Annotated in this window: 22 protein-coding genes; 10 read left to right on the top strand and 12 right to left on the bottom strand. The window is 62.1% G+C overall.

The features are described 5' to 3' along the window. Positions 1 to 55 precede the first annotated feature (55 nt). From AABM54_RS03575 to AABM54_RS03565, 3 genes are all read right to left on the bottom strand, one after another. Positions 56 to 2,470, bottom strand: coding sequence for an autotransporter outer membrane beta-barrel domain-containing protein (locus AABM54_RS03575; protein ID WP_347903833.1), 2,415 nt, complete (start codon positions 2,468 to 2,470; stop codon positions 56 to 58). A 181-nt stretch (positions 2,471 to 2,651) separates the two neighbouring features. Then, positions 2,652 to 3,065 (bottom strand): response regulator, encoded by a 414-nt coding sequence (locus tag AABM54_RS03570; protein WP_347903831.1) that lies wholly within the window; start codon positions 3,063 to 3,065, stop codon positions 2,652 to 2,654. 45 nt (positions 3,066 to 3,110) lie between these two features. Next, entirely contained in the window at positions 3,111 to 3,335 is a 225-nt protein-coding gene (locus tag AABM54_RS03565; protein ID WP_347903829.1) for a Flp family type IVb pilin, read from the bottom strand. Between the two features lie 331 nt (positions 3,336 to 3,666). Here AABM54_RS03565 and cpaB point away from each other — a divergent pair, with 331 nt between their 5' ends. Genes cpaB through AABM54_RS03535 form a run of 6 tightly spaced genes read left to right on the top strand, consistent with a single transcriptional unit; the run spans position 3,667 to position 9,025 of the window. Beyond that, positions 3,667 to 4,605 (top strand): Flp pilus assembly protein CpaB, encoded by a 939-nt coding sequence (cpaB, locus tag AABM54_RS03560; RefSeq protein ID WP_347903828.1) that lies wholly within the window; start codon positions 3,667 to 3,669, stop codon positions 4,603 to 4,605. A 20-nt stretch (positions 4,606 to 4,625) separates the two neighbouring features. After that, positions 4,626 to 4,778 carry a hypothetical protein gene (locus AABM54_RS03555; RefSeq protein WP_347903826.1) on the top strand — a complete coding sequence of 51 codons (153 nt, stop codon included), beginning with the start codon at positions 4,626 to 4,628 and terminating at the stop codon, positions 4,776 to 4,778. Next, positions 4,775 to 5,965 (top strand): pilus assembly protein, encoded by a 1,191-nt coding sequence (locus AABM54_RS03550; protein WP_347903825.1) that lies wholly within the window; start codon positions 4,775 to 4,777, stop codon positions 5,963 to 5,965. The genes AABM54_RS03555 and AABM54_RS03550 overlap by 4 nt, the downstream gene beginning before the upstream one ends. Further along, entirely contained in the window at positions 5,962 to 7,236 is a 1,275-nt protein-coding gene (locus AABM54_RS03545; RefSeq protein WP_347903824.1) for a CpaF family protein, read from the top strand. Before AABM54_RS03550 ends, AABM54_RS03545 begins: the two co-directional genes overlap by 4 nt. An 18-nt stretch (positions 7,237 to 7,254) precedes the next feature. Continuing rightward, a complete protein-coding gene (locus tag AABM54_RS03540; RefSeq protein WP_347903823.1) occupies positions 7,255 to 8,139 on the top strand; it encodes a type II secretion system F family protein in 885 nt (294 codons plus the stop codon). A 1-nt stretch (position 8,140) separates the two neighbouring features. Continuing rightward, positions 8,141 to 9,025 carry a type II secretion system F family protein gene (locus tag AABM54_RS03535; protein WP_347903822.1) on the top strand — a complete coding sequence of 295 codons (885 nt, stop codon included), beginning with the start codon at positions 8,141 to 8,143 and terminating at the stop codon, positions 9,023 to 9,025. Positions 9,026 to 9,045: 20 nt separating this feature from the next. Here the strand turns inward: AABM54_RS03535 and AABM54_RS03530 are convergent, their stop codons facing one another. Next, positions 9,046 to 9,831, bottom strand: coding sequence for a response regulator transcription factor (locus AABM54_RS03530; protein ID WP_347903820.1), 786 nt, complete (start codon positions 9,829 to 9,831; stop codon positions 9,046 to 9,048). A gap of 124 nt (positions 9,832 to 9,955) precedes the next feature. Next, positions 9,956 to 10,426, bottom strand: a complete 471-nt coding sequence (locus AABM54_RS03525; RefSeq protein ID WP_347903818.1) for a prepilin peptidase — start codon at positions 10,424 to 10,426, stop codon at positions 9,956 to 9,958. 75 nt (positions 10,427 to 10,501) lie between these two features. Between AABM54_RS03525 and AABM54_RS03520 the strand changes: the two genes are divergently transcribed. Both AABM54_RS03520 and AABM54_RS03515 read left to right on the top strand, forming a co-directional pair. Beyond that, positions 10,502 to 10,942 carry a TadE/TadG family type IV pilus assembly protein gene (locus AABM54_RS03520; RefSeq protein ID WP_347903817.1) on the top strand — a complete coding sequence of 147 codons (441 nt, stop codon included), beginning with the start codon at positions 10,502 to 10,504 and terminating at the stop codon, positions 10,940 to 10,942. Next, a complete protein-coding gene (locus tag AABM54_RS03515; protein WP_347903816.1) occupies positions 10,939 to 13,704 on the top strand; it encodes an ATP-binding protein in 2,766 nt (921 codons plus the stop codon). Before AABM54_RS03520 ends, AABM54_RS03515 begins: the two co-directional genes overlap by 4 nt. Here AABM54_RS03515 and AABM54_RS03510 read toward each other — a convergent pair. The 5 genes from AABM54_RS03510 to AABM54_RS03490 all read right to left on the bottom strand — a co-directional run bounded on the left by AABM54_RS03510 (position 13,701) and on the right by AABM54_RS03490 (position 18,039). After that, positions 13,701 to 15,614, bottom strand: coding sequence for a pilus assembly protein TadG-related protein (locus tag AABM54_RS03510; protein ID WP_347903815.1), 1,914 nt, complete (start codon positions 15,612 to 15,614; stop codon positions 13,701 to 13,703). The genes AABM54_RS03515 and AABM54_RS03510 overlap by 4 nt on opposite strands. A 145-nt stretch (positions 15,615 to 15,759) precedes the next feature. Then, complete coding sequence (locus AABM54_RS03505) at positions 15,760 to 16,317, bottom strand: DUF4136 domain-containing protein (RefSeq protein WP_347903814.1); 558 nt, start codon at positions 16,315 to 16,317, stop codon at positions 15,760 to 15,762. A 40-nt stretch (positions 16,318 to 16,357) separates the two neighbouring features. Next, a complete protein-coding gene (locus AABM54_RS03500) occupies positions 16,358 to 16,966 on the bottom strand; it encodes a DUF4136 domain-containing protein (RefSeq protein ID WP_347903813.1) in 609 nt (202 codons plus the stop codon). Between the two features lie 21 nt (positions 16,967 to 16,987). Continuing rightward, positions 16,988 to 17,737 (bottom strand): methyltransferase, encoded by a 750-nt coding sequence (locus AABM54_RS03495; protein ID WP_347903812.1) that lies wholly within the window; start codon positions 17,735 to 17,737, stop codon positions 16,988 to 16,990. Then, a complete protein-coding gene (locus tag AABM54_RS03490; RefSeq protein WP_347903811.1) occupies positions 17,737 to 18,039 on the bottom strand; it encodes a MazG-like family protein in 303 nt (100 codons plus the stop codon). The genes AABM54_RS03495 and AABM54_RS03490 overlap by 1 nt, the downstream gene beginning before the upstream one ends. 178 nt (positions 18,040 to 18,217) lie before the next feature. Between AABM54_RS03490 and AABM54_RS03485 the strand changes: the two genes are divergently transcribed. Both AABM54_RS03485 and AABM54_RS03480 read left to right on the top strand, forming a co-directional pair. Then, positions 18,218 to 18,511, top strand: a complete 294-nt coding sequence (locus tag AABM54_RS03485) for a hypothetical protein (RefSeq protein ID WP_347903810.1) — start codon at positions 18,218 to 18,220, stop codon at positions 18,509 to 18,511. Between the two features lie 71 nt (positions 18,512 to 18,582). After that, entirely contained in the window at positions 18,583 to 19,932 is a 1,350-nt protein-coding gene (locus AABM54_RS03480; RefSeq protein WP_347903808.1) for an MATE family efflux transporter, read from the top strand. Positions 19,933 to 19,956: 24 nt separating this feature from the next. Here the strand turns inward: AABM54_RS03480 and AABM54_RS03475 are convergent, their stop codons facing one another. Together AABM54_RS03475 and AABM54_RS03470 are read right to left on the bottom strand one after the other, a co-directional pair. Continuing rightward, entirely contained in the window at positions 19,957 to 20,754 is a 798-nt protein-coding gene (locus tag AABM54_RS03475; protein ID WP_347903806.1) for a DUF4123 domain-containing protein, read from the bottom strand. Further along, complete coding sequence (locus AABM54_RS03470) at positions 20,751 to 22,265, bottom strand: contractile injection system protein, VgrG/Pvc8 family (protein WP_347903805.1); 1,515 nt, start codon at positions 22,263 to 22,265, stop codon at positions 20,751 to 20,753. Before AABM54_RS03470 ends, AABM54_RS03475 begins: the two co-directional genes overlap by 4 nt. Positions 22,266 to 22,271 lie beyond the last annotated feature (6 nt).

The raw sequence follows: 22,271 nt of genomic DNA, 5'->3' as shown, positions 1-22,271 counted from the left end.
CGAAAGGGTGCTGACGTGAAACCGGCAGCACCCCTTCGGCCTCCGGTCAGGGGCATCAGAAGTCGTAACGCACCTTGGCAGTGAAGGTGTCCGAGTTGAAGTCGGTTTTGGTCAGGTAGTTGTACGAACCACCGACGCTCCACGCGCCCACCCGGTACGTTGCGCCCAGCCCCAGTTCATAGCTGTCGCGGGCCGGGGTCGCGCCACTGGTGGTGAATGGCGAACCGCCGAGAACAAAGGTCGACGTGGTGTTGGCCTTGTCGCCAATGAAGTCGTGCCAGGCCATGACCGAAGCACTCGGCTCAAGACTGCCCTGCCCCACCTCGAATGCTGCGGCAAGCCGTGCGCCGATACCCATTTCGCCCACTTCATAGCGCTGGCTGCCGACGTTCAGCGACACCGAGCTGCCCTTCTCGCGGTAGCCGTCGATCGAGACATTGGCATAACGCGCACCGATCTGCGGTTCAACCAGCCACTGCGGATCAAGTTGCAGGCGATAACCGGCCAGGGCATTCACACCGAACACTTCACTGTCGTAATCACCCTTGGCGCGCGTGCCTGCGATGTAGCGTCTGGATTCGTTGTCGTTCCAGCCATAGGTCAGCGAGCTGTCGAGGAACCAGTTGTCGTGGGTCCAGTTACCGTAGACCGTCAGCGCATGACCGCTCACGTCAGTCTTGCTGCCCGCATCGGATTTAACGTCGGTGTCGAGGTAGCTATAGGCAACGCCAAGAGTTGTCTCGGCATTCAACTGGCCATCCGCACCGAGGGCGATCCCATGGCTGTTGGCGTCGTAGCCGTCGACACCGTGACGCACATCCTGATTGGCATCGCTGCTCAGCGCCTGCAACCACAGGCCTTTTTGCGCGAGGGCATCCCCCGAGGCCAAGCCGTTACGGGCATTGCTGGCACGCGCCGTGATCGCGTTCGCGACCAGCATCTGGCTCTGCGTGGCCGCCTGGATGACGCCACGGCTGACGTCCGGTCCCAATTGCGCGGCAAGCCTGGCCACCTCTGCATCCGTGCCGGCATGGGCGAAGGCCTGGAACACCGGGTCCTGCTCATCCAGCTTATCCAGCACCGCGTTCGACAGCCGAACCACCGCCCCGGCAGCGTCCGGCGAAGCACCGCCATTTTTAGTGTTTTGCTCGATCACCGCGTTCGACTTGGCGTTGATCAGCGCTTTCACATCGTTGCCTTCAACCCCATAGCTGCTCACTTCCAGCAACGCCGAGGACGACACGACCGCCAGGTTCTCACCGCCGATCAACTGGCCGGAACGGATCAAGGTGTATTGATTGCCCCCGGCCGGGGTGCGGAAATCACTGGAGCGCGCCTGCAATTCAAGGTGCCCGCCCGGGCTGATTTCGGTCGTGCCCGTAACGGTCAGCACCGGGCGACCCGGCTGCGTGTCGTTGCCCAGCACCAGTTGCAATCTCGACTCGGCAGACTCCATGTCAAAGTTGCCGATGATCGTGGTGTGCGGGCGCAACAACTTGAGCTGCCGGTCTTCCACGGTGACGTAACCGGCCTTGATGGTCGCGCCATCGTATGCCACGTTGCCGTTGATTTTCATCCCGGTCAGCCCCAGCAGATCGCCCTTGATGACACCGCCCAACCAGTAGAAATAAGCTTGACCATCATCCACCTGAATCGCCGCCTGGCTGCCCTCAATCGCGCCACTGAAATGGTGGAGCGTCAGCGGCCCCTGATTGGCCGGCTGATTGAGCACATGGATGCCGATGCTGTCCCCGACGATCGTGCCATCGTTGTAAAGACTGGCCGTGTTCACCCCGACCGGCGGATTGAAAGCCGCACTTTCAAGCCTGAGGCCTTCAGAATTGGCGCCGCTGGCGCGCAGCGTCCCCTCGTTGAAGATGGGCATGGTCTGGGACGTACGGTTGAGGTACAGCGCCCGGGCATTGCTGCCGCTCGCACTGATGGAGCCCCCATGGGGAATACCGTAGCCCATCGTCGTGTCCACCAATGACACACCGACTGCATTCATGCCGCTGACGGCAATGTCACCCTTGTTGATGAAGTTGCCATTTATCGCACTGCCAGCATGGGAAATGCCCACCGAATCACCGGCATTCGCCAGGCCGTTGACCTTGATCGTGCCCTCGTTCACAAAGTTGTAGCTGAACTGCGAAGCCCCCGACGAGCCCTGGAGAACATTGATGCCCACGCCATGGGTCGCACCGTCGATGGTGATCGAACCTCTATGAGTAAGCTCATTACCCGCCGACACCCCGGCAAATGTCGCGGCACTGGTGAGGGTCTGCGGAGTGCTTTCAACGAGGTTCAAGCTGCCGTTGAGGTTGATGAGGTTGTGGTATTGACCGGTGTCGACCAGAGGGCCGTTGCCCAGGTCGTAATCAAGATTATTGGCACGCAACGCAGGAGAATGAGCGACGACAGCCGCAACGGACAGTGCCAGCAACGAGCGGCACAGGTTTGACCTGTTCAATTGAGAATCCCTTCCGAAACATTTAAGTGGCGCACATCAGCAGGCGCACACGTTTCGTCCGGGCATCCCTACCGACCCTTCAGCCAGGTGCTGAAGAAAACGTCGGCAAATGTACAGGAGCCATCATTTCGACACCATCTAATCGTCAAACGGTCGGCGTCAGTTTTTAAATAGCAGGGGTTCAGGGGTTGACCAGGTGCATCCTGGGTTGTGGAAACAGGTTGTTCAGGGTTTCCAGCAAGCGCACGTGATAAATGGGTTTGCGAAACAGGTCCAGGACCTGCAGCCGGAGCATGTCGCTGACGTCTTCCATGTCGGCATGGCCGGACGTGACGATCACCGGCAAGTGTTGCCGGGAGGTGTGTTCGCGCAGCCGCTTGATCAGCGACATGCCGCTCTCCTCGGGCATGCGCAGGTCAGTGATGACCAGCGCAATGTCCGGGTTGCGTGTGAGGTGGTGCAACGCCAGCTTGACCGACGTAGCGGTAAAGCACATGAAGCCTTCACCTTCGAGCAGTTCGGCCAGTTCCAGCAGTGCGTCCTCTTCGTCGTCCACCAAAAGCAATTGCTGGCGCGGGAGTGAAGAGGCGTTCATAGGCAATACCTGTGGCGTGAAGGAAAGAACCGGGTTGGATCAAGTCTAGCTGCCGCTTGCCGGAGCACCACCCACGACTGACCCGCCCAGCGCCGTGATGACTTTGTTGAACGTCAGCTTGATCGAGTCCCCCATCGGCGTAACGAACGTAATGACCACCAGCGCCACCATCGCAATAATCAATGCGTACTCAATCGCCGAAGCCCCCTCGGTCCTACTCATGAATAGCTGGAAACGAATAGACAGGTACTGCAGGAAGTGAAGGAACATGCGACTTCTCCTTTGCGCCGGGAACGCAGTTGTAACAGAGGCAAAACATGATTCCTCTGTGCCACCAGAGCATTGTCAACAAACCCCGGGACAACAACTGTAAGAACTGATTAATCACAAAGTATTACTCGCACGATTGATATGGGTAAGCAGGCAACCTCATCGAGGTGGCCATCATCGCGCCAGTTTATTTTTTGACGGGCAATGGCGAACCGTCCTACGTGGACTACTTTCAAATAGCGAAATCGTTGCATGTTCATAGCTGCCTGATTGCGAGGCCATCTCGTTGGAATGTACGAGCCGGTCATGCAGCAGGAAAGGGAGAGCCGTCATGAACAGTCGATTCACCATGGCCCTGGCCGTGCTGCTGCTTGTCGGTGCCCTCATCGCCGGTTATTGGGGGCTGGTGCTCAGCCGTCAACCGCAAGCCGCACCGGTGGCCGCTCCTGTCCAACCCACCGCCGTGGAAAAAACCGTCGCCACGGCGGAGGATCAAACCCGTCAGCCGGTGGTCGTGCTGCTCCACGACGTACCGCCCTTCACCCCGCTCACCGCCGCCGACCTGACACTGGAAAAACTCCGTAGCGCACCCGCCGGCAGCCTCGCCAGCCTCGATCAGGCGATTGGCCGCACCCCGTGGCGCCACCTGAACGCGGGCACCTGGCTCAGCGATGACAGTTTCGAGGCGGGCGGGCCACTGGCGCGGATGATCCACCGCGACGAACGCGCCCTGGCCGTCGCCGTTGACGAAGTCATCAGTGCGGGCGGGCAACTGATTCCCGGTGACTACGTCGACGTGCTGCTGTTCTTGCGCCAGGACGTCAGCAACCCTCAGCAGTCGGCGCAGATTGTCGTGCCTGCCCTGCGCATCCTTGGTGTGGGCGAACAGCTCGGCCTGACCAACGATGGCAAGCCGGCCAGCTCGACATCGAGCCCCGAAGACAAACTCAAACAGGAACAACGCCGCACGGCGGCAAGAACCGTGGTGCTGGCGGTGCCCGAACAACTGCTGAGCCGGCTGATGCTGGCGACCCAGGTCGGCACTTTGCGCCTGGCGGTGCGCAGCAATGAAGAGCAGCGCCTGGCCAAATACTGGGCCGGCAAAAGCGACTCCTCTTCCCATTTGAGCGCCGCTGACAGCCGCCTGGCCCAATTCAACCAACTGGCCCTCGGCAGCGCACCCAAAGGCCTGGCCAGCAACGGCCCGACGGGCGCACGCCCCGCCGTGGAAGTGATTCGCGGCAACCAGACAAGCCAACAAACCCCTTGATTGAGCAAGGATGCAGCCCTATGCACAGTCGTTCGATGCTGCGGTTCAAGTGCACGCTCTGTGTGCTGTTGACGATCGGCTTGCCTGTCGACTTCACACCGCCCGCCCTGAGTCACCGGGCCCGCGCTGGCGAACAACCGGGTGACCATCACCGCCGCGAGCCAGCGCTATGAGCCAAAACCTGAGCCAGACCTTTCTTGCGATCACGCGCAACAGCACCGACCTCGAATGGCTGCAAGGCGCCCTCGCGCCTTTGGGGCAGGTGGTCGGCGTCGGCGGTGACAGCCTCGACGAGTTGCTGGCGCTGGTCGACGTGACCTTCGCCAGCCTGGTATTCGTCGGCCTCGACCGCGACCACGTGGTGGCCCAGAGTGCCCTGATCGAAGGCGTGCTGGAAGCCAAGCCGATGCTCGCCATCGTTGCCCTCGGGGACGGCATGGACAATCAACTGGTGCTCAATGCGATGCGGGCCGGCGCACGGGATTTTGTCGCTTACGGTTCGCGCGCAAGCGAAGTCGCGGGGCTGGTCCGACGCTTGAGCAAACGTCTGCCGCCGGTGGCGCCGAACGCCCAACTGGGTGGCCTGACCGTGCTCTACGGCGTGCAGAGCAACGCCGATGGCGCCTTGCTGGCCAGCCACCTGGCCATGGTGGTGCAAAAAAGCGGTCAGCAAACCCTGCTGCTGGACCTGGGTCTGCCAAGGGGTGACAGCCTGGCGCTGCTGGGGCTGGAAAGCTCGTTTCATTTCGGCGACGCCTTGCGTCACCTGCGCCGGCTCGACACCACACTGATCGACAGTGCCTTCACCAGCACCGAGACCGGCTTGCGCATCCTCGCCTACGCCAGCGCCGATGAACCGCTCGAGCGCACCAGCGCCGCCGAGCTGTACATGCTGCTCAGCGCCTTGCGCCAACACTTCCAGCACATTGTGGTGAACGTCACCGGGCAACCCGACAGCGAGGCCTTGCGCACCTTTGTCAGCCATTGCGACAAGCTGTTGTGGTACACCGACCAAAACGTGCTCGACTGCCGACGCAACCTCGCCGTGCTGAGCCTGTGGCGCGAAAAAGGCATGACACTGGAGCACGCCCGACTGCTGGTGGACCGCTACTTGCGCAACGTCGCGCCCGACTCGCAGACCCTGGGCAAAAGCTTTGGCCTGGAAGTCATCGCGGTCCTGGCCTACAGCCCGGAGCTGCGCCTGAATGCAAAAAACCAGGGCGTCAGCCTGTTCGAACTGGCCCCTCGCGAAGCCCTGAGCCAAAGCCTGCGAGCTCTGGGCGAACGGCTGGCCAAACGCTCTGAAGGGCTGGTCAAACCCAGGTCCGGCTGGCTCAACCGACTGAGGGGCAGTCAATGAGCGGTGAAAAACTCTTCGGCGCACAAAACCGCACGCCCACCGGCAACGCCGATCACGAGGGCCTGAAACTGGTGCTGCATCGCTACATCATCGATGCCATCGAAGAGTCCGGAAAAAACCTGCTGGAAGGCTCCCGTCCCTTGCTGTCGCAGTTCGTCACCGACAAGGTCGCCGAGTACGTCGCTCGCCTGCACCTGGCCGTTTCCCGTTATGAAATGGAGCGCCTGGGCGAGGAAATCGTCGATGAACTCACCGGTTTCGGGCCGCTGGAGGTGCTGCTGCGTGACCCGACCGTCACTGAAATCCTGGTCAACGGCCCACACCGGGTGTTTGTCGAACGCGACGGTGTCCTTCACCAGAGCGACCTGCGGTTCATTGATTCCCACCACGTCGAGCGGGTCATGCAGCGGATTCTGGCGCCGCTGGGGCGGCGCCTTGATGAGTCATCGCCGATGGTCGACGCACGGATGCCCGACGGCAGTCGGGTCAACGCAATCATCCCGCCGATAGCCCTCGACGGGCCTTGCCTGTCGATTCGTAAATTTCGCAAGGACATGCTCAAAAGCAGCGACCTGATGGCCATGCAAACCATCGATCAGGCGATCTTCGACTTCATTCAGGAGGCCGTCGGCAAGCGCTGCAACATCCTGATCAGCGGCGGCACCGGCACGGGTAAAACCACGCTGCTGAACATCCTCAGCCAATTGATCGACCCGCACCAACGGCTGGTGACCATCGAGGACGTCGCAGAACTGCAACTCGGTCACCCTCACGTTGTACGCCTGGAAACCCGTCCGCCGAACGCCGAGGGCCACGGCGAAGTGAAAGCCAGCGATCTGATCCGCAACGCCCTACGGATGCGCCCCGACCGAATCATCCTGGGCGAGATCCGTGGCGTCGAAGTGCTCGACGTCCTGACCGCGATGAACACCGGCCACGACGGTTCCATGAGCACCGTGCACGCCAACAATGCCCAGGATGCGCTGCTGCGCCTGGAAACCCTGGTCGGCCTGACCGGGCGCACCATCGCCGAACGGACATTGCGGCAGATGATCTGCGCCGCACTGGACGTGGTGATCCAACTGACACGCCTGCCCGATGGCCGACGCTGCGTCAGCGAGGTGGTGGAAGTGGTCGGTGTGCGCGATGACGTGTACATCACCAACACCCTGTTCCTGTTCGACCGACGGACCGGTTTCGGCTTTCTGCGCGAGGCGGTCAACCCCGCAGGCGACAAGCTGCGCCGCACCACCAGCCTGACCTTCACCTGACTCCTTGAGGCCTGCGCCATGACCGGTCCGCTGCTGCTCAGCCTGATTGGCCTGATTATGTTGGGGCTGTCGGTGCGGCTGTTCCATCAGAGCTTGCGCAAGACCGGCACCGAACGGGTACTCAGCCGGTTAGCCCAGGGCCAGCCCCAACCGAGCGCTGGGAAACCCGCCTGGACCGGGCTGGAACGCGCCTTCCTGCGCGCCGGCCTGGGGCGCCCCACCGAACGACTGGGCCTGTGGCTGACACTTTGGGCGCTCGCGATACTGCTGGGGTTTGCGATAGCGGGCTGGGTCGGATCATTGAGCCTGTTGCTGATTCCGCCGCTGGTGTTGCGGTTGGTGGTGGCCGGGCTGTATCGACGACGGCTGGGGCGGATGATTCAACAACTGCCGCAACTGCTCGATCACACCGTGCGCAGCCTCAAGTCGGGACGCACCCTGGCTGACGCCGTGATGGGCGGCATCGAGGCCAGCGCCGATCCGCTGAAAGCCGCCATGGGTCGGGTCCAGCGCAACGTGCAACTGGGGGTGAACCTGCCCGATGCGGTCCACGACTTAGCCGAGTTGTATGAGAAAGACGAATTCCGACTGTTCGCCTTGGGCCTCAAGGTCAACCATCGTTATGGCGGCAATGCCAGCGAATTGCTGGAAAACCTGATCAAGCTGATTCGTGAACGCGAACAGGGCGCCCGCCAACTCAGCGCCATGACCGGTGAAACCCGCATGACCGCCGTGGTACTGGCGCTGCTGCCGGTGTTGATGGCCGCCTGGTTCATGCTCACCAATCCTCATTACCTGATGAGCATGTGGAACGATCACAGCGGCCGGCAGATGCTGATCGCCGCCGTGTGCTTGCAGGTGTCCGGCTGCCTGGCGCTGTGGCGTATGTTGCGGAGTATTTGAGATGGCCCTGATGCTCAGCGCGCTGATGTTTCTCGGTGCCTTGCTGCTGGTGCTCGCCAGCCTGTTGCAACAACGGCGCCGCGAACGGCAGATCGCACAGCGGTTGCAGGGGCAACTGACCCACGACAACACACTCGGCAGTTGGCTGCGGGTGGTGGGCGACAGCAAAGTCGGTCGCCGCTCGGTGAGCCTGGACTCCGAAACCCAGGTCTTGCTCAACCGTCTCGGCTGGCGTCGGGCCAACCAGCGATCACTGTTTGCGGCCTTCCAGATCGGCCTGCCGATGCTTGCCTTGGCGGTGGCCCTGGTGGCGCAGGCACTGTTTTTCCCTCACCTGCACAATCACTGGATTGGGCCGACACTCGTTGCGTGCTTGGGTTATCTACTGCCCAAGCGATTGCTGGCAATGGCGGCAAAGCGGCGCCAGCGGCAGATCGCCACGGAGATTTCGACGTTCATCCCCCTGCTGCGCATTCTTTTCGAGTCCGGCATGGCGGTGGAGCAATCGCTGCGAGTGCTGAGCGCCGAAGCCCGGCAATTACTGCCCGGGCTGACCCACGAACTGCGCGTGATATTGACCCGCGTCGACTCGGGCCTTGAACTTGGCCAGGAGCTGAACGCTGCGGCGCAGTTGCTGGAAGTCGATGAGTTCAGTGAGACGTGCGTGATCCTTCAGCAATTGATCCAGCAAGGGGGCGGCGCGATGAAATCGCTGCTGGCCCTCAAGCATTTGCTCGATGATCGGCGCCTGACACGCTTGCAGGAATACATCTCGAAAATGTCCGCCAAGATGTCCGTGGTGATGATGCTGTTCCTGTTTCCAGCCTTGTTGATCGTGCTGGCCGGCCCGGGCTTTACCGCCATTGCACGGGCGTTTGCGTCCTGAGCACGCAGGCAAGGCCAGGGTTAATGGGCCGTGACCCGCTGGTGCAAACCGGAATTGCTCGGTGACAACGCCAGCGCCAGTTGCGTGCGGTTGTGCATGTGGGTCAGTCGCAGCACTTGGGAGACGTAGAGTTTGACGGTGTTTTCGGTGATGCCCAGTTCACAGGCGATCTGGTAGTTCGTCTGGCCTTTGCCCACCAGCCTTGCGACATCGAGCTGGCGCGGCGAGAGCGCGTCGAAGATGGCCGGGATCTGCGCACGGTCATCCTCCTTGACGCCCTCTTCGGCCGAGGATTGAGCCGAGGGCGACTTGCGTCGAACCTTGTCGAGGTCCTGATACAGGTCGTCGATGGATTCGGAAAGGTATTGCAGCTTCTGGTTCAGGTGGCCCAGTTGCAGGTTTTTCTGGCGCTCCTGCAAGGCGACTTCCTGACGTTGCAGGCCTGCGAGCAGTTCATCGAGGTCGATCGGCTTCTGGTAGTAATCGGCGATACCGGCGCGCAGGGCCTTGATCACGTCCTGCTTGTCAGCCCGCCCGGTGAGCATGATGGCCTCGAACGCCCGGTGCTTGCCGGACAGCCGTTGCAGCTCCTGAACCAGTTGAATGCCGTCATAGTCCGGCATGTGCAGGTCACACAGCACCAGGCCGATCTCGAGGTCCTCGCAAAAGCGCTCGATGGCTTGTTTGCTGGATTCGCAGGGAACGCAACGGTAACCGCTGCTTTCGAGAAATTCGCACAGTTCTTCAACGATCAACGGCTGATCGTCGACCACAAGCACTTTTATCGCCGATGTAAGCTTGCTCACGCGCTACTCCATGCCCAGGCCCAAGACTGACCGCTCAGGTACCGACAGCAGTGGGCTGTGACGATACTGAGTTGAAAGTAGACTACTTTGCGACTATTCACATAGCGATAGAGGCATTACGCGACTAATGGATCCAAAGCAGCGACGCCAACAGGCCGATCCACACAAACGGGGCGAACGGTGTGTTTTTTGACAGCTCGGGCGCCAGGTACCGCAGTCGATGCCTGAGCCCCTGACTCATTGATGGCCACAGCTTCGGCCCGATCACCAGCCAGACGAGGCTGGCAACCCCTGCCCCGACAAAACAGCCCAACACCGTCAAGGTGTCGCTGGCCAGACCGATCGTCGCCATCAGCTTCACGTCAGCGGCGCCCAGACGCCCCAAGGCATAACCAGGCACGGTGAACGCCAGCGCCAGTAAAAACGCCCAGCCACCCTGTGCCGCGCTCGCGCCGAGCCAGGTGCTGCCCGCCCAGAGCAGGTACACCAGCGCCAACGCAGCGCCTCCCAGGGTCAAAGCATTGGCGATATGGCGCTGTTGTGCGTCCTGCGCCGCGCACAGCGCCAACCAGATCAACAGGACAAGACTGTGCATGGGCTAAAAGACGTCCGTTTTGGCCGAATGATTCTATGCTGATAGCACACAGTGAGAGTCAGGGTAGACGCACTCATGAAAGCAGGCCTGCGCAGAAAGCAAAAAGGTGCCGCGGCGATTGAGTTCGCGCTGGTGTTCGTGATTTTTTTCGCGGTGTTTTACGGTCTCGTCAGCTATAGCCTGCCGCTGCTGATGATGCAGTCGTTCAACGAGTCGACGGCCGAAGCCGTGCGGCGCAGCGTGGCAGTGGACCCGACCACCACGGGCTACAAGAACACAATCGAAACCCTTTCCATCACCGTACTCAAACAGCAACTGTCGTGGATCCCCACTGCCCTGCAATTCAATGCCGACACCGATGCCACGGCGCTCTACGCCAATGGCGTGCTGTCAGTCACCATCAACTACCCGTCCAGCAAGCTCTATCAGGTCCTGCCGCGCCTGGTGCTGCCCGGTATCGGCGCCGTGCCCAATCTGCCGACACTCCTGACGGCCAAGTCGAGCCTGCAGTTTTGAGCAGTGGCGATAATCTCTTCGCTCGCTTGCTCAAACGCCAGGCGTTACCCGTCCTCGACACCGCACCTGCGCCGAGCGCGCCGGGCGTTGGCCTGCACCTGTTGCTGGACCCCGAAGGCCGGGTTTTGCACATGAGCGGCCCGCTGCGCCATCAACTGACCCTGACGATTGCACCGGATCGCTCCCCCCTGCTGCGCGATTGCCTGATGCCCCACAGCGCCCTGACGGTGGAAGGCCAGCCCGCCGATTGGCAGGGACACACCCTGGACCTGGATTTCCTGGCGATGAGCGACACGGTCCTGCATGTGCGCGGCTGGGTCCAGCCCTTGGGCGATGACTGGAGCCTCTCGCTGCTGGACATCGGCGATTTGCTTCACGAACGCCAGCAGTCACGCAGTCGCGAGCAATGCCAGGTGTTGGCCGGGCACATCAGCGAGCAATTGCGCGTGTGCAGCCTACCGCGCCTGGGGGACGTTCTGCGGGACCAACTGCAAGCGGTAGCGCAACGCTGGCAGATTCCCTGCGTGGCCATCGCCCTGCCCGACGACCAGCAGGAAGGCTGGCAGGAAGGCTGGCAGGTTCATCGCCAGTTCAGCACCTTTCCCGCCCCGACCCTGTGGCACGACGGGCAGCGACTGGGCAACGGCCTGAGCAGCCTGGACGCCACCACGGTGCTGCACCTGAGCGTGAATCAGGGCATGCGCGAACACGCGCTCGTGCACCCTCTGTTTGGCAATACCGATGGCCTGGCGGTGCCCTATCGCGATACCCACGGCGTCGCGGCCTGGTTGCTCTGTGGCTTTTATCCCGCGCCGCCGCTCGCACCGGACCTGAGCGACCGGGACTGGCAGCACCTGAGCGCGGCAATCGCCGCACCGTTGCTCAACCGCTTGCGCGAACAGTTACACGATCAACAACTGGAACGTCTTGAAGCCTTGCAGGTTCTGCTCGGCACCGGTTGGTGGGAAGTGTTCGGCGCTCGCGTCCAGGTGCAACTGGCCCCGTGCCTGGCCCTGGCCCTGCAACTGCCCACCCGCCCGTTGCCGCTGGGCAACTGGCTCGCGCGCATCCATCCGGCCGACCGCGAAGAGCTCGGCAGTCGCTTGCAGGCGCTGGATGAACAAGGCAAGGCGTTGCTGGTTTGCGTGCGCCTGCATCAGAGCGATTCGGCGCAGAACCCGGTCTGGTATCGCCTGCAAGGCCAGGCCTTGGGGGTGGGTGAACACCGTCGCCTGGTGGGCTTCATGCTCGACATCAGCGACATCAAGAACCAGCAACAACAAGCCGCCGCGGCCCATGCGCGGCTGGACAACCTGATCGCCAGTTCGCCGGCGGTGATCTACGTTCAGCGCTATGTCGAAGGCGCGTTGCAACCGACCTTTTTCAGCGACAGCCTGCAGCCGCTGCTCGGCTGGAGCCTTGCCGATTGCGCTGACGGCGCGTTGATCGAACGCGTCCACCCCGAAGACCGGGACCACTATTTCGAACGAACCCGGCAACTGCTGCGCGAGGGCGCAACGCGCGCCCGCTATCGGGTGCGCGACAGCCGTGGCGATTACCACTGGCTGCTCGACGAAGCCAAACTGCTGCGCGACGACCTCGGCTTGCCGGTAGAAGCCGTCGGCCTGTGGCTGGACGTCACCGAAGCGACCCTGGCCGCCGAGCAGGTCAAACAGAGTGAAGAACGCTACCGGATCCTGGTGGAAGACTCGCCAGCGATGATCTGCCGCTATCGTCCGGACCTGACCCTGACCTTTGGCAACCGGCCACTGGCGACGTATCTGGAATGCCTGCCCGAACAATTGCCGGGGGTGAGCCTGGGCAGTTGGCTGTCGGACGAGCAGCGTGAAGCCTTTGTCCTGCGCCTCGCCCAATTGACGCCGGAACACCCCGTGAGCACTGCGGAAATCAACCTGCAATTGCCCGGACGCGAACACGCCTGGTGGGTGTGGTCCGATCGCGGCGTGTTCGATGAGCACGGCCAATTGCTGGAAATACAGGCCGTGGGCCGCGACAACACGCAAGTCCGGCGCTCCCAGCAGCAGCTCACGCAAAGCGCAAAAATGGCCACCCTCGGCGAAATGGCCACCGGCCTGGCCCACGAAATCAATCAACCGCTGAACGTGATGCGCATGGCCATCGTCAATGTGCTCAAGCGCTTGAGCAACGGCGACGTGCAGATCGACTACCTGCAAGACAAACTCAACCGCATCGACGCGCAGGTCCAGCGGGCTGCGCGGGTGGTGGACCACATGCGGGTGTTCGGCCGCCGCTCGGAGATCGAGCAAAAGCTCTTCAACCCGGTGCAAGCGGTGGAAGGCACGTTGTCGTTGCTGGCCGAAGGCATGCGCGGCAAAGGGGTCGAGTTGCGGATCGGTGATATCGGCTTCGAGGTCAATGTGCGCGGGCATGTCGATCAGCTTGAGCAGGTGTTGATCAACCTGATCGTCAACGCCCGCGACGCACTGCTGAGCAAGCGCGAAGCGCAACGGGACTTTGAGCCCTGGATCTCGGTCCACACCGACCGTGATCAACGCTCGGTACGGCTATGGGTCGAAGACAATGGCGGCGGCATCGACCCGCGTTTGCTGGAGCGGATTTTCGAGCCGTTCTTCACCACCAAACCGGTAGGCGTCGGCACGGGCCTGGGGTTGTCGGTGAGTTACGGCATCGTGGAAAACATGGGCGGCCGCCTGAGCGCCAGCAACGCCCTGGAAGGCGCACAGTTCTGCATCGAGCTGCCGATTGCCCTGGACGACTAAATCACCAGGTAGGCTTTGCCTTTCTGCCCGCACGTGAGGTTGAAGCCCACGTCCACTTTGTTGACGTCGATCCCCAGGTTGAACAGCAAGGCGTTGACCAGCGAATCGACCAGCGGCGCGAGTAAACCGCTGATGGCCGACGTCAAGAGCCCGACGACCTGATTCAGCGTCGTAACCAGCGTATTGAGCAACACCCCCAACAAGCTGCCGGTAAGGGTCGGCGCATGGGAAATCAGCGTGATGCCGCCCAAAGTCCCGTTCAGACTGTTCACCACCCCCGACACGGACACCGTGTGCAACGGCAGCGGCGGTACGTTGATCTCTTGCGGGTTGACGTAGGTGTAATTGGGCTCGAGGGTCCCGGCAATCGGGCTGTTGACCTGAACTTCCAACCCGCCACCAGCAAACGGGATACGCGGACCGCAACTGCCAAAATGGCAGGTTTTCGAACCGATATCGACCAGGGTCAAGGGTGAAAAATCGCCACCCGATGCCAACCAGGACGCTGCGTTGACCTGCCCGACACCGACGCGAGCAGCGCTCACCTCGGTGGTGGCGGTCAGGCTTTTACTGGTGGGGCTGACGCAGGTGTAGTCGGTGACATAGCTGCTGCCAATCCCTGCTTCCAGACCGACATTGAGGTTGATTCCGTTGGGCGTGATCTCCAGATCGGTCTGGGTACAGGTGCCCAGCAAACAGCCCGGTGCCAGCAAGGTGTTGATCGCCACAACGACCGTGCTCAACAACGTATTGACCAGTTGCAGCACCACGTTGATCAGGGACAGGTCAACGGTTGTCAGGATTCGGACCTGGGCGGTGCGCACGTAAATCCTGTTCGCTCCCAGCGGCGCAGCCTTGGCCAGTTCAGGGTCGCCTACCGCCGAGAACTGCGGTGGCTGAACCACTTTGATAAGGGTGCTCACGCCCGCCAGGCCCAACACATTCAGCGGCACCGTCGCGCTCACGCCACTGTTCATGCTCGCCAACTGGACAAACGCCTGAACCAGTTGGAACAACTGCACCGTGGCATCCAGGCCGGCCATCTGCGTGCCAGTTTGCAGTTGAAGCACATCCCCCAGTTTGATCGGCCTGGCATTGGCCGCGCCCAGTTGCAGGTCACCCAATGCCGTGACCACCGTGGCCGTGGCGCCGTTGAGGTTGGCGACGGTCACGGCGGCCTTCAGGAATTGGGTCACCGTGCCTTGCTGATTCAGCAACGCGGTGTAGTCGCCCGCCGTCACCCCCAACTGGATAGCCAACTGGTCCATGTACTTGAGCAAATTGACGTCGGTCTTGACCAGCCCATCCCAGCCCGCAGCCGTCAGGTTGACGTTGCCGCCAAGCAGGCCCGAAAACAGCGGATTCAGGATGTTTGAGCGGGCGGTGTCGACGCTCGCCAGCGTGCTGCGAATGCTCAATTGCGCCAGTGTTGCCTTGGGCTCGGCGGCAACGGCGGTGGCCGTCAATTGGGTGTTGAGGTTCAGTGGCCCACCGGAAAACAGCGCGGCAACTCCGGCCGCAATGCTGGTGGACACCGTATGAGTGCCGATCACCCGAATCGCCGTCGACTTGCTGGCATCGACGATGAATGCCCGAATGCCGCCGACACCGGTTTGCAAGGTGCCGCAGGTGGTGGCAAGCGTCCGGTTGGGGTCGACGATAAAACCGTTGCGGGTCGCACTCTGCGTGACGTACGTGGCGGCGCTCAGGCCTGGCAGGCAATTGCCGTCGCGGCTGATCGCTTCCAGTGCCGCCGTGTCGACCACCCGCTGCAACGAGCGCCGCTCCAGGTACAGCCGACCGGTGTCGACCACCACCAGCACGAACAGCAGCGCCACCCCCATGGTCAATGCCGCGATCAGGCCAATGGCGCCACGTTGCCCGTTCGGGCCGCGAAAATGAGCGGGCATGGCGCACTCCTTTGTCGGCACAAGGCCGAGCGCTACCTCCATCGATGCTCAGCAGTGTAGTCAACACCCGTCGAGTACGCCGGAGATGGAAATTGGCATCCCTGAAACGAAGATCGCCTCCGTAGTGGAGGCGATCTTCGTGAGGTTACCGAGGCGGGTAGTTGGCCAGTATCCGCCCTACCGTTTCGCGGATTGCGGCGCTGCGATCCGACGGTTTCGGCGTACTGCTGAGCATTTGCTCGTCGCTGCCGCGCCACACCAGTTTGCCGTCCTTGCCATCGAGCAGGTCGATCTGCAGGGTCGCCACTTTATAGGTGACGTTGCGGGTTTCGTTGTACATCGGCCCGCCCCAGTAACCGTTCCATGGCTGGCCCCAGCCACCGCCGTAATTGGTGGTCACTTGCTGCTGACGGTCTTCGACGATCAGGTAAGCCTGCACATTGACGTCAGCCCGGGCACCGGCCGCCGCCGGGCGCAGACCACGTTGATCCAACTGATCGGCAACGGCCTGGCGGATGCGTTGTTCGGTAAGGTCGCTCTTGATGCGAGGATCGTCCGGGCGGTACTGCAACGCGGGCGCTTTCCAGCTCCAGCTGCGATAGGCCGAGAAGTCGCGACTGGCGTCGAAGTCGTGATTGACCTGGTTGCTTTGGCAGGCGCTGAGCAGCACGGCGCAAGCCAGTAAAGCGAAACGGCGGACCATGATTTTTCTCCGGTTGAAGACATCTGCCCCAGGGGTGTTGCTAACTAGGAGGATACGCCGACATGGCCTTTTCCACAGCTTCACGCAAGGCATCGGCGCGCTCGATCTGCGAACCCTGGCTGCTGGTCTCGGCGCTGGCGCTCCAGACCGGTTGACCGCTGGCGCCGTCGAACAGGTTGATCCGGACCACCACCACGTCAACCTCATAGGTGCGCACAATCGGCACGCTGCCGTACATGCCGTAACCGTTGCCATAGCGGTTGTAGCCGCCGTACCCGCCGTAACCGTAATCGTCCTGGACCTGACGCAGGCGTTTTTCCAGACGCAGGTCGGCGCTGACCCAAAGGTCTGCCGGGCGGTTGTCATAGCGTGGTCGCAAGCCCTGTTGATCGAGGGCGCTACCGACCGCTTCGGCAATCTGCGAGGAGTCTGCCCAGGCCGAACCCGCCGGCAAGCGCCCATTGAGCCAGGCCCAATTGCGATAGCGCCCATAATCGCGTGGCGGTGCCGGGTAGGCGCTGCGATCGAACGTATTGGCCGCTTGCGCCGGGGCCGGCGGCAAGGGGTTGGACGTGGCGACATACGGATTGCTGCCCTCACAGGCAGCCAGCCCCAGGCACAGCACGATCAATCCAAATCGAGGGTTCATGCGGCCTCCACGACTGCCGGTTTAAACCGGACGGCAGATCCAGTGCAAATAACGCCCAAGTCCGGCAAAGCTTGGATGACGACGATGGGCCAGTTCCATTTCCAGCAAGTCCAGCAACTCGGCGCGGGCCTGGAACTCCACCGGCATATAGTCGTGGAACACCCTCACGCCGCTCTGGGTTTCGACCTGCCACAGGCCTTCCAGTTTTGCCGCCAACTCGCGTGGGTCCAACGGCATTTGCGGGGTCAGGCTCTGCTTCTCCCCAGCCATGTCGTTCTTGCGCATCTTGCGGAAATGACCCTTGAGCAAGTTGCGATAAATCAGTGCATCGCGGTTATAGAACGCCAGCGACAGCCAGCCTTCTTTCGTTGTCAGTTGGTGCAGCACCGGCAGAATCGCGTGAGGTTCGGCCAGCCATTCCAGCACCGCATGGCACAACACCAGGTCGTAAGGTTCGGTGAGCTGACCGAGCAAGTCCTGCCACGGAGCCTGGATGAAGGTCGCCGTTTGCCCGGCGTCGGCAAAGCGCTGGCGAGCACCTTCCAGCATGGGTTCGGCCGGTTCGGCCAAGGTCACGTGATGGCCACGTTCAGCCAGCCACAACGACATGTGGCCAAGGCCGGCGCCGATGTCCAGCACCCGCAGCGGGCGGTCCGGCAGGGTTTCAGCCAGGTCGGCCTGAAGCACCGCAAGGCGAATCGCACCCTTGGCGCCACCGTAGATTTTTTCGGCGAAACGGGTCGCCAACTGATCGAAATGACGGTCGCTCATCAGCTGAACCGCCGTTCGCTGTCTGCGAGTTTGCTGCGCACCACCTGTTCCATGTCCAACCCCAACTCGCTGCACAGCAGCAGTAGGTAGAGCACGATGTCGCCGACTTCCTGCCCGGCGTGGGCCAGTTTTTCCGCCGGTAGCTGACGCGACTGGTCTTCGCTGAGCCATTGGAAGATTTCCACCAGCTCGGCCATTTCCACGCTGGCGGCCATGGCCAGGTTTTTCGGGCTGTGAAATTGCCGCCAATCATTGCGGTCGCGGATGCAGTGTAGGCGTTCGGTCAGTTCAACAAGGTTCATCGGGCTCTCCTGAAGGCCTATAGCTTCGGGGGCTTGGGCGTTGAAGGCAAGAGGCAGCTGCCGCATCCCGATGTACCGACAACGTGGCAAACCACTATGATTGCAGGGAACTCCCCGACACCGGTCGTGCCCAAGGCTTGCGCCGGCACCCCGCCCTCTTTTTAATCAGGACGCACACATGCAGGTAGAAAGCTTTTTCGAATGGCTCGGCCAGGCGCTGGGCTCGGTCATCCGGTTCATCGTCGACGGCCTCAGTGGCCTGTTCAACATGCTGACCCACGCGGGCGGCAACTTTATCGACGGGCTTTCGCGAGCGCTGGGCATGGACGCCTCACTCGTCAGCATCCTCACGCTGATCATCGGCTTGATGCTGCTGTACTCGGCGATCCGCGCCTTTATGCGCGCCTCGATCGTCATGGGAATCATCTGGCTGGTCCTCGGGTTGTGGCTGCTGAGCTGGATCATTCACTGATCAAACCCCGCAACTGTACCGCTGCCAAACGTCAGCCTGCCGCTACAATGCCGGCTCAATAAGGAGCCCGCATGCCCACCCTGATCACCGACTGGCGCGATCGCCCGACCCATCGCCGTGTCTGGGCGCTCGCCGCGCCAATGATTCTGTCGAACATTTCCGTGCCGCTGGTGGCGCTGGTCGACAGCACGGTGATCGGCCACCTGCCCCACGCCCACCAACTCGGCGCCGTCGCGGTGGGCGCCAGCCTGTACACTTTTCTGGCCTGGGCCATGGGTTTCCTGCGCATGGGCTCCACCGGTTTTGCCGCCCAGGCCGCCGGGCGCGGGGATGGTGCGGCGTTGCGCCAGATTCTGTTGCAAGGCTTGCTGCTGGCCATGGGGCTGTCGCTGGTGCTGGGGGTGCTGGGCGTTCCGCTGAGCGGGGTCGCGCTGCACTTCATGCAACCGTCGGCGGAACTCGATCAACTGACCCGCGAGTTTTTCCACACCCGTCTGTTTGGCTTGCCGGCAGCCCTGGCCAGTTATGCCTTGGTCGGCTGGTTCCTGGGCACGCAGAATGCCCGCGCGCCGCTGGCGATTCTGCTGACCACCAACCTGGTGAACATTGCGCTGAACCTGTGGTTTGTCCTCGGGTTGGAGTGGGGCGTGGTCGGTGCGGCGCGGGCCTCGGTGATCGCCGAATGGACCGGCGCCCTGGTCGGCCTGGCCATGACCGGCAAGGCGTTGCGCGCCTATCCGGGTCACATCGCCTGGGCCGCACTGGCGGTGTGGCAGAGCTGGCGACCGCTGTTGGCAGTCAACCGTGACATCTTCATTCGCAGCCTGGCGTTGCAATCGGTGTTTTTCCTGATCACCGTGCAGGGCGCCCGGCTGGGCGACGCCACCGTTGCCGCCAACGCATTACTGCTCAACGGCCTGCTGCTGACTGCTCACGCCCTCGATGGTCTGGCCCATGCCGTGGAAGCGTTATGCGGCCACGCCATCGGCGCCCGTGACCGGCAGGCCTTGCGCCGTTCGCTGGTGGTTGCCTGCGGCTGGTCGTTGATCGCCAGCCTGGGGTTTGCGTTGCTGTTTCTCTTCGCCGGTCATCTGTTCATCGAGATGCAGACCAACATCCAGAGCGTGCGCGACACCGCGTTCATCTACCTGCCCTACCTTGCCGCCTTGCCGCTGATTGCCGTGTGGAGCTACCTGCTCGACGGCCTGTTCATCGGCGCCACCCGTGCCCGGGAAATGCGCAACGGCATGCTGCTGACGGTGTTGTTGCTGCTGCCGTTCGGCTGGGCGCTGCAAGGTTATGGCAACCATGGCCTGTGGCTGACCTTTCTGCTGTTCATGCTGCTGCGCAGCCTGACTCTCGCCGCCTTCGCCTGGCACCTGCGCAGGCAGGATGCGTGGTTCAGCGGTCATGTTCACTGAACCGCCCTCCCGGCTTCACGCCGCTCAGGAAGAATCGCTCTGCCAACGGTTGCGCAAATAATCCAGCCGCTCCTGCTGGGTGTATCCGGGCCAATCAAGCGGCACCGTCGCCGACGGGTGCTGCAAGCGTAACCGTAACCAGCCATCGAGCACGGGGCTGTCACTCAGCCCCCATTCAAGCCCTTCCTGCAAGTGACGCCAGATAAGGTCATAGTCGCGACCGGTCGAGCGACACCAGTGCCAGGCATGTCGTTCCAACAGGCAAGTCTGCAACCGGGCTTGCTGACCGGCACTCAGGCTGTCTTCGATTGCCAGGCCACTGACCGCCAACCGTGGATTGACCAAATGCTGCCACCCCAAACTGCCGGTAGCCTGATCGGCCCAAGTGCCCCCGTACCAGTGAAGTTGATTGATCGGCCCCAACCAGCGGCTCAACTCACCGGCATCGTCCACGTCAAAAAAGTAGCTGGCGGTCTGCGGGTTGTAGTAACTCAGCAAGCCTTTGTAATGCAGGCTGAAGGTGACCGTCAGCATCCGCTGCAAATGCTCCAGCAGTTGCGACATGGGCGCCGGGCTGGCCAACAGCAAACCTGGCCAGGCCAGGGGCTCACGCCGACACTCAGCCCCCAGCATCGAGCGCGGGCTCAACTCGACCAACAGCGGGCCACTGGCGCGAACAGCGTGCAGGTCCGTGCCCTCGAACACCGAAAAGCGTGGCACATCGGCAAACTGTTGCTGCAAGTTCAGCGCCGATTGCGGCGATCCCGGAACATCAAGCAACAGCCACTGCGGCGTGGCCTCTGGGGTCAGGACAGCGCTCATCGCGCGGCACTTCGGCTGGACCGCGCCAACAAACGGCAGGTGCAGACCGAAGCACTGCAGTGTTCGAAACTGCCGCCCTCTGGCAATAGGCACAGCAGCACCAACGGATGACTGGCCTGAACCAACCCGCGCAATCCTTCGTGATCGGCACCCGTGTCGACACCGCAGTCCGGGCTGGTCGTTGCTGAACTGGCAGTCACCGGCTCCTGAGCGACAAGGCTGATGTGAGCGCTGGACAATTCGAGTCCGTTGCCGCTGAACCTGATCGCGCTGTCACCGACCGTAAACAGCAACTCGCTGTCGGCCTCGAAGGTCAGCGCCAGGCCACTCGACAATTGCAGCCTGGGCCGGTCATCCGTCAACAATGCCTGGCTGATCGACGCCTGCAACAACGGCGCGGCAGGCGCCGCTACGTCCTGAAAGACGCGGTGTATAAAGGGCCGGTCCGGATCATCCTCGGCGTAGCCAACCAGCACCGCATCGCCCCTGTTCAGTTCGGCCCCTGAACCGACCGGGGCAGCCAACCAGCAATGACTGGGTTTGGCGCCCTCGCCCTGGTACACCCAATCAAACTGCACGGCCACTCGCCCCGGTTCATCACCTTCGGCATCGACTCGCCATGCCCGCTGCACGCCGCTCATCCGGGGCTTCACCGGCGACCCGTTCACGACAAACGGCACGGCCAAGGGGATGGCCTGAAAGCGGTTGCGATACTCAAGCGCTTGCGGCTGGCCACCTTGATGATCGACCCGGGTCAGTAACCACAGGCGGTTGAAGTGCGCCAGGGGATGGCCCGCCAGCGGCAGCACCAGGCCACTGCGCAGGCCCGGCAAGTCACTCTCGCCCTGCGCCTGTGGCCCGACCCCAGCGGTCTTCGCCAGCACCTTCAACTGCCTGATCGCCCCGTGTTTGTCTTCACCGCGAAAGACCGTGCAGGCACCCCGGCGAAAACTCTGCCGGCGGTCTGCGAACACCACACGGTGCCCGGTCTTGCGGTGCCGGAAGTGAAAGTGGATTTTTTCCTCGGCACACAAGCGCTGAAGAAATTGCAGGTCCGATTCGCGGTACTGGCTGCACACCTCACGAACCGGGTAATCACCCTGCAACTCGAAGCGGCACTCGTCTTGACGGATACCGTGCTCATCCAGCACCTGCCTGAGAATTTCAGGTACGGGTAGCCCGGTAAAAATCCGTTGGCTGAAGCGCAGCGCCAGGCAGGCGAGCCTGGGCCCAAGGCGCACCCGGCAACGGCTGGGCGACACACCCTGTTCGCGTTGAACAACTTCATGAATCTGCCCATGAACACCGCCGCGCCCACTGGAAAACTGCAAGTAGGCCGAGCGATACAGCAGGCCTGCCAGATCCAGGTCCGGGTCATTGACCAACAGTTCCAGATCGAAGGCAAACGGCTCGCTGATCGACTCGTGGCCGGTAAACGCTAAAACATCAAGGGGATGGGGCTGGCCCGCTATGTCCAGACGAAATGACGGCTCGCTGGCTGGATCGAACATCGGCGT

The sequence above is a fragment of the Pseudomonas purpurea genome (assembly GCF_039908635.1).
In the GTDB taxonomy this organism is placed as follows: domain Bacteria; phylum Pseudomonadota; class Gammaproteobacteria; order Pseudomonadales; family Pseudomonadaceae; genus Aquipseudomonas; species Aquipseudomonas purpurea.
This window is presented reverse-complemented; position numbering and strand designations above follow the sequence as displayed.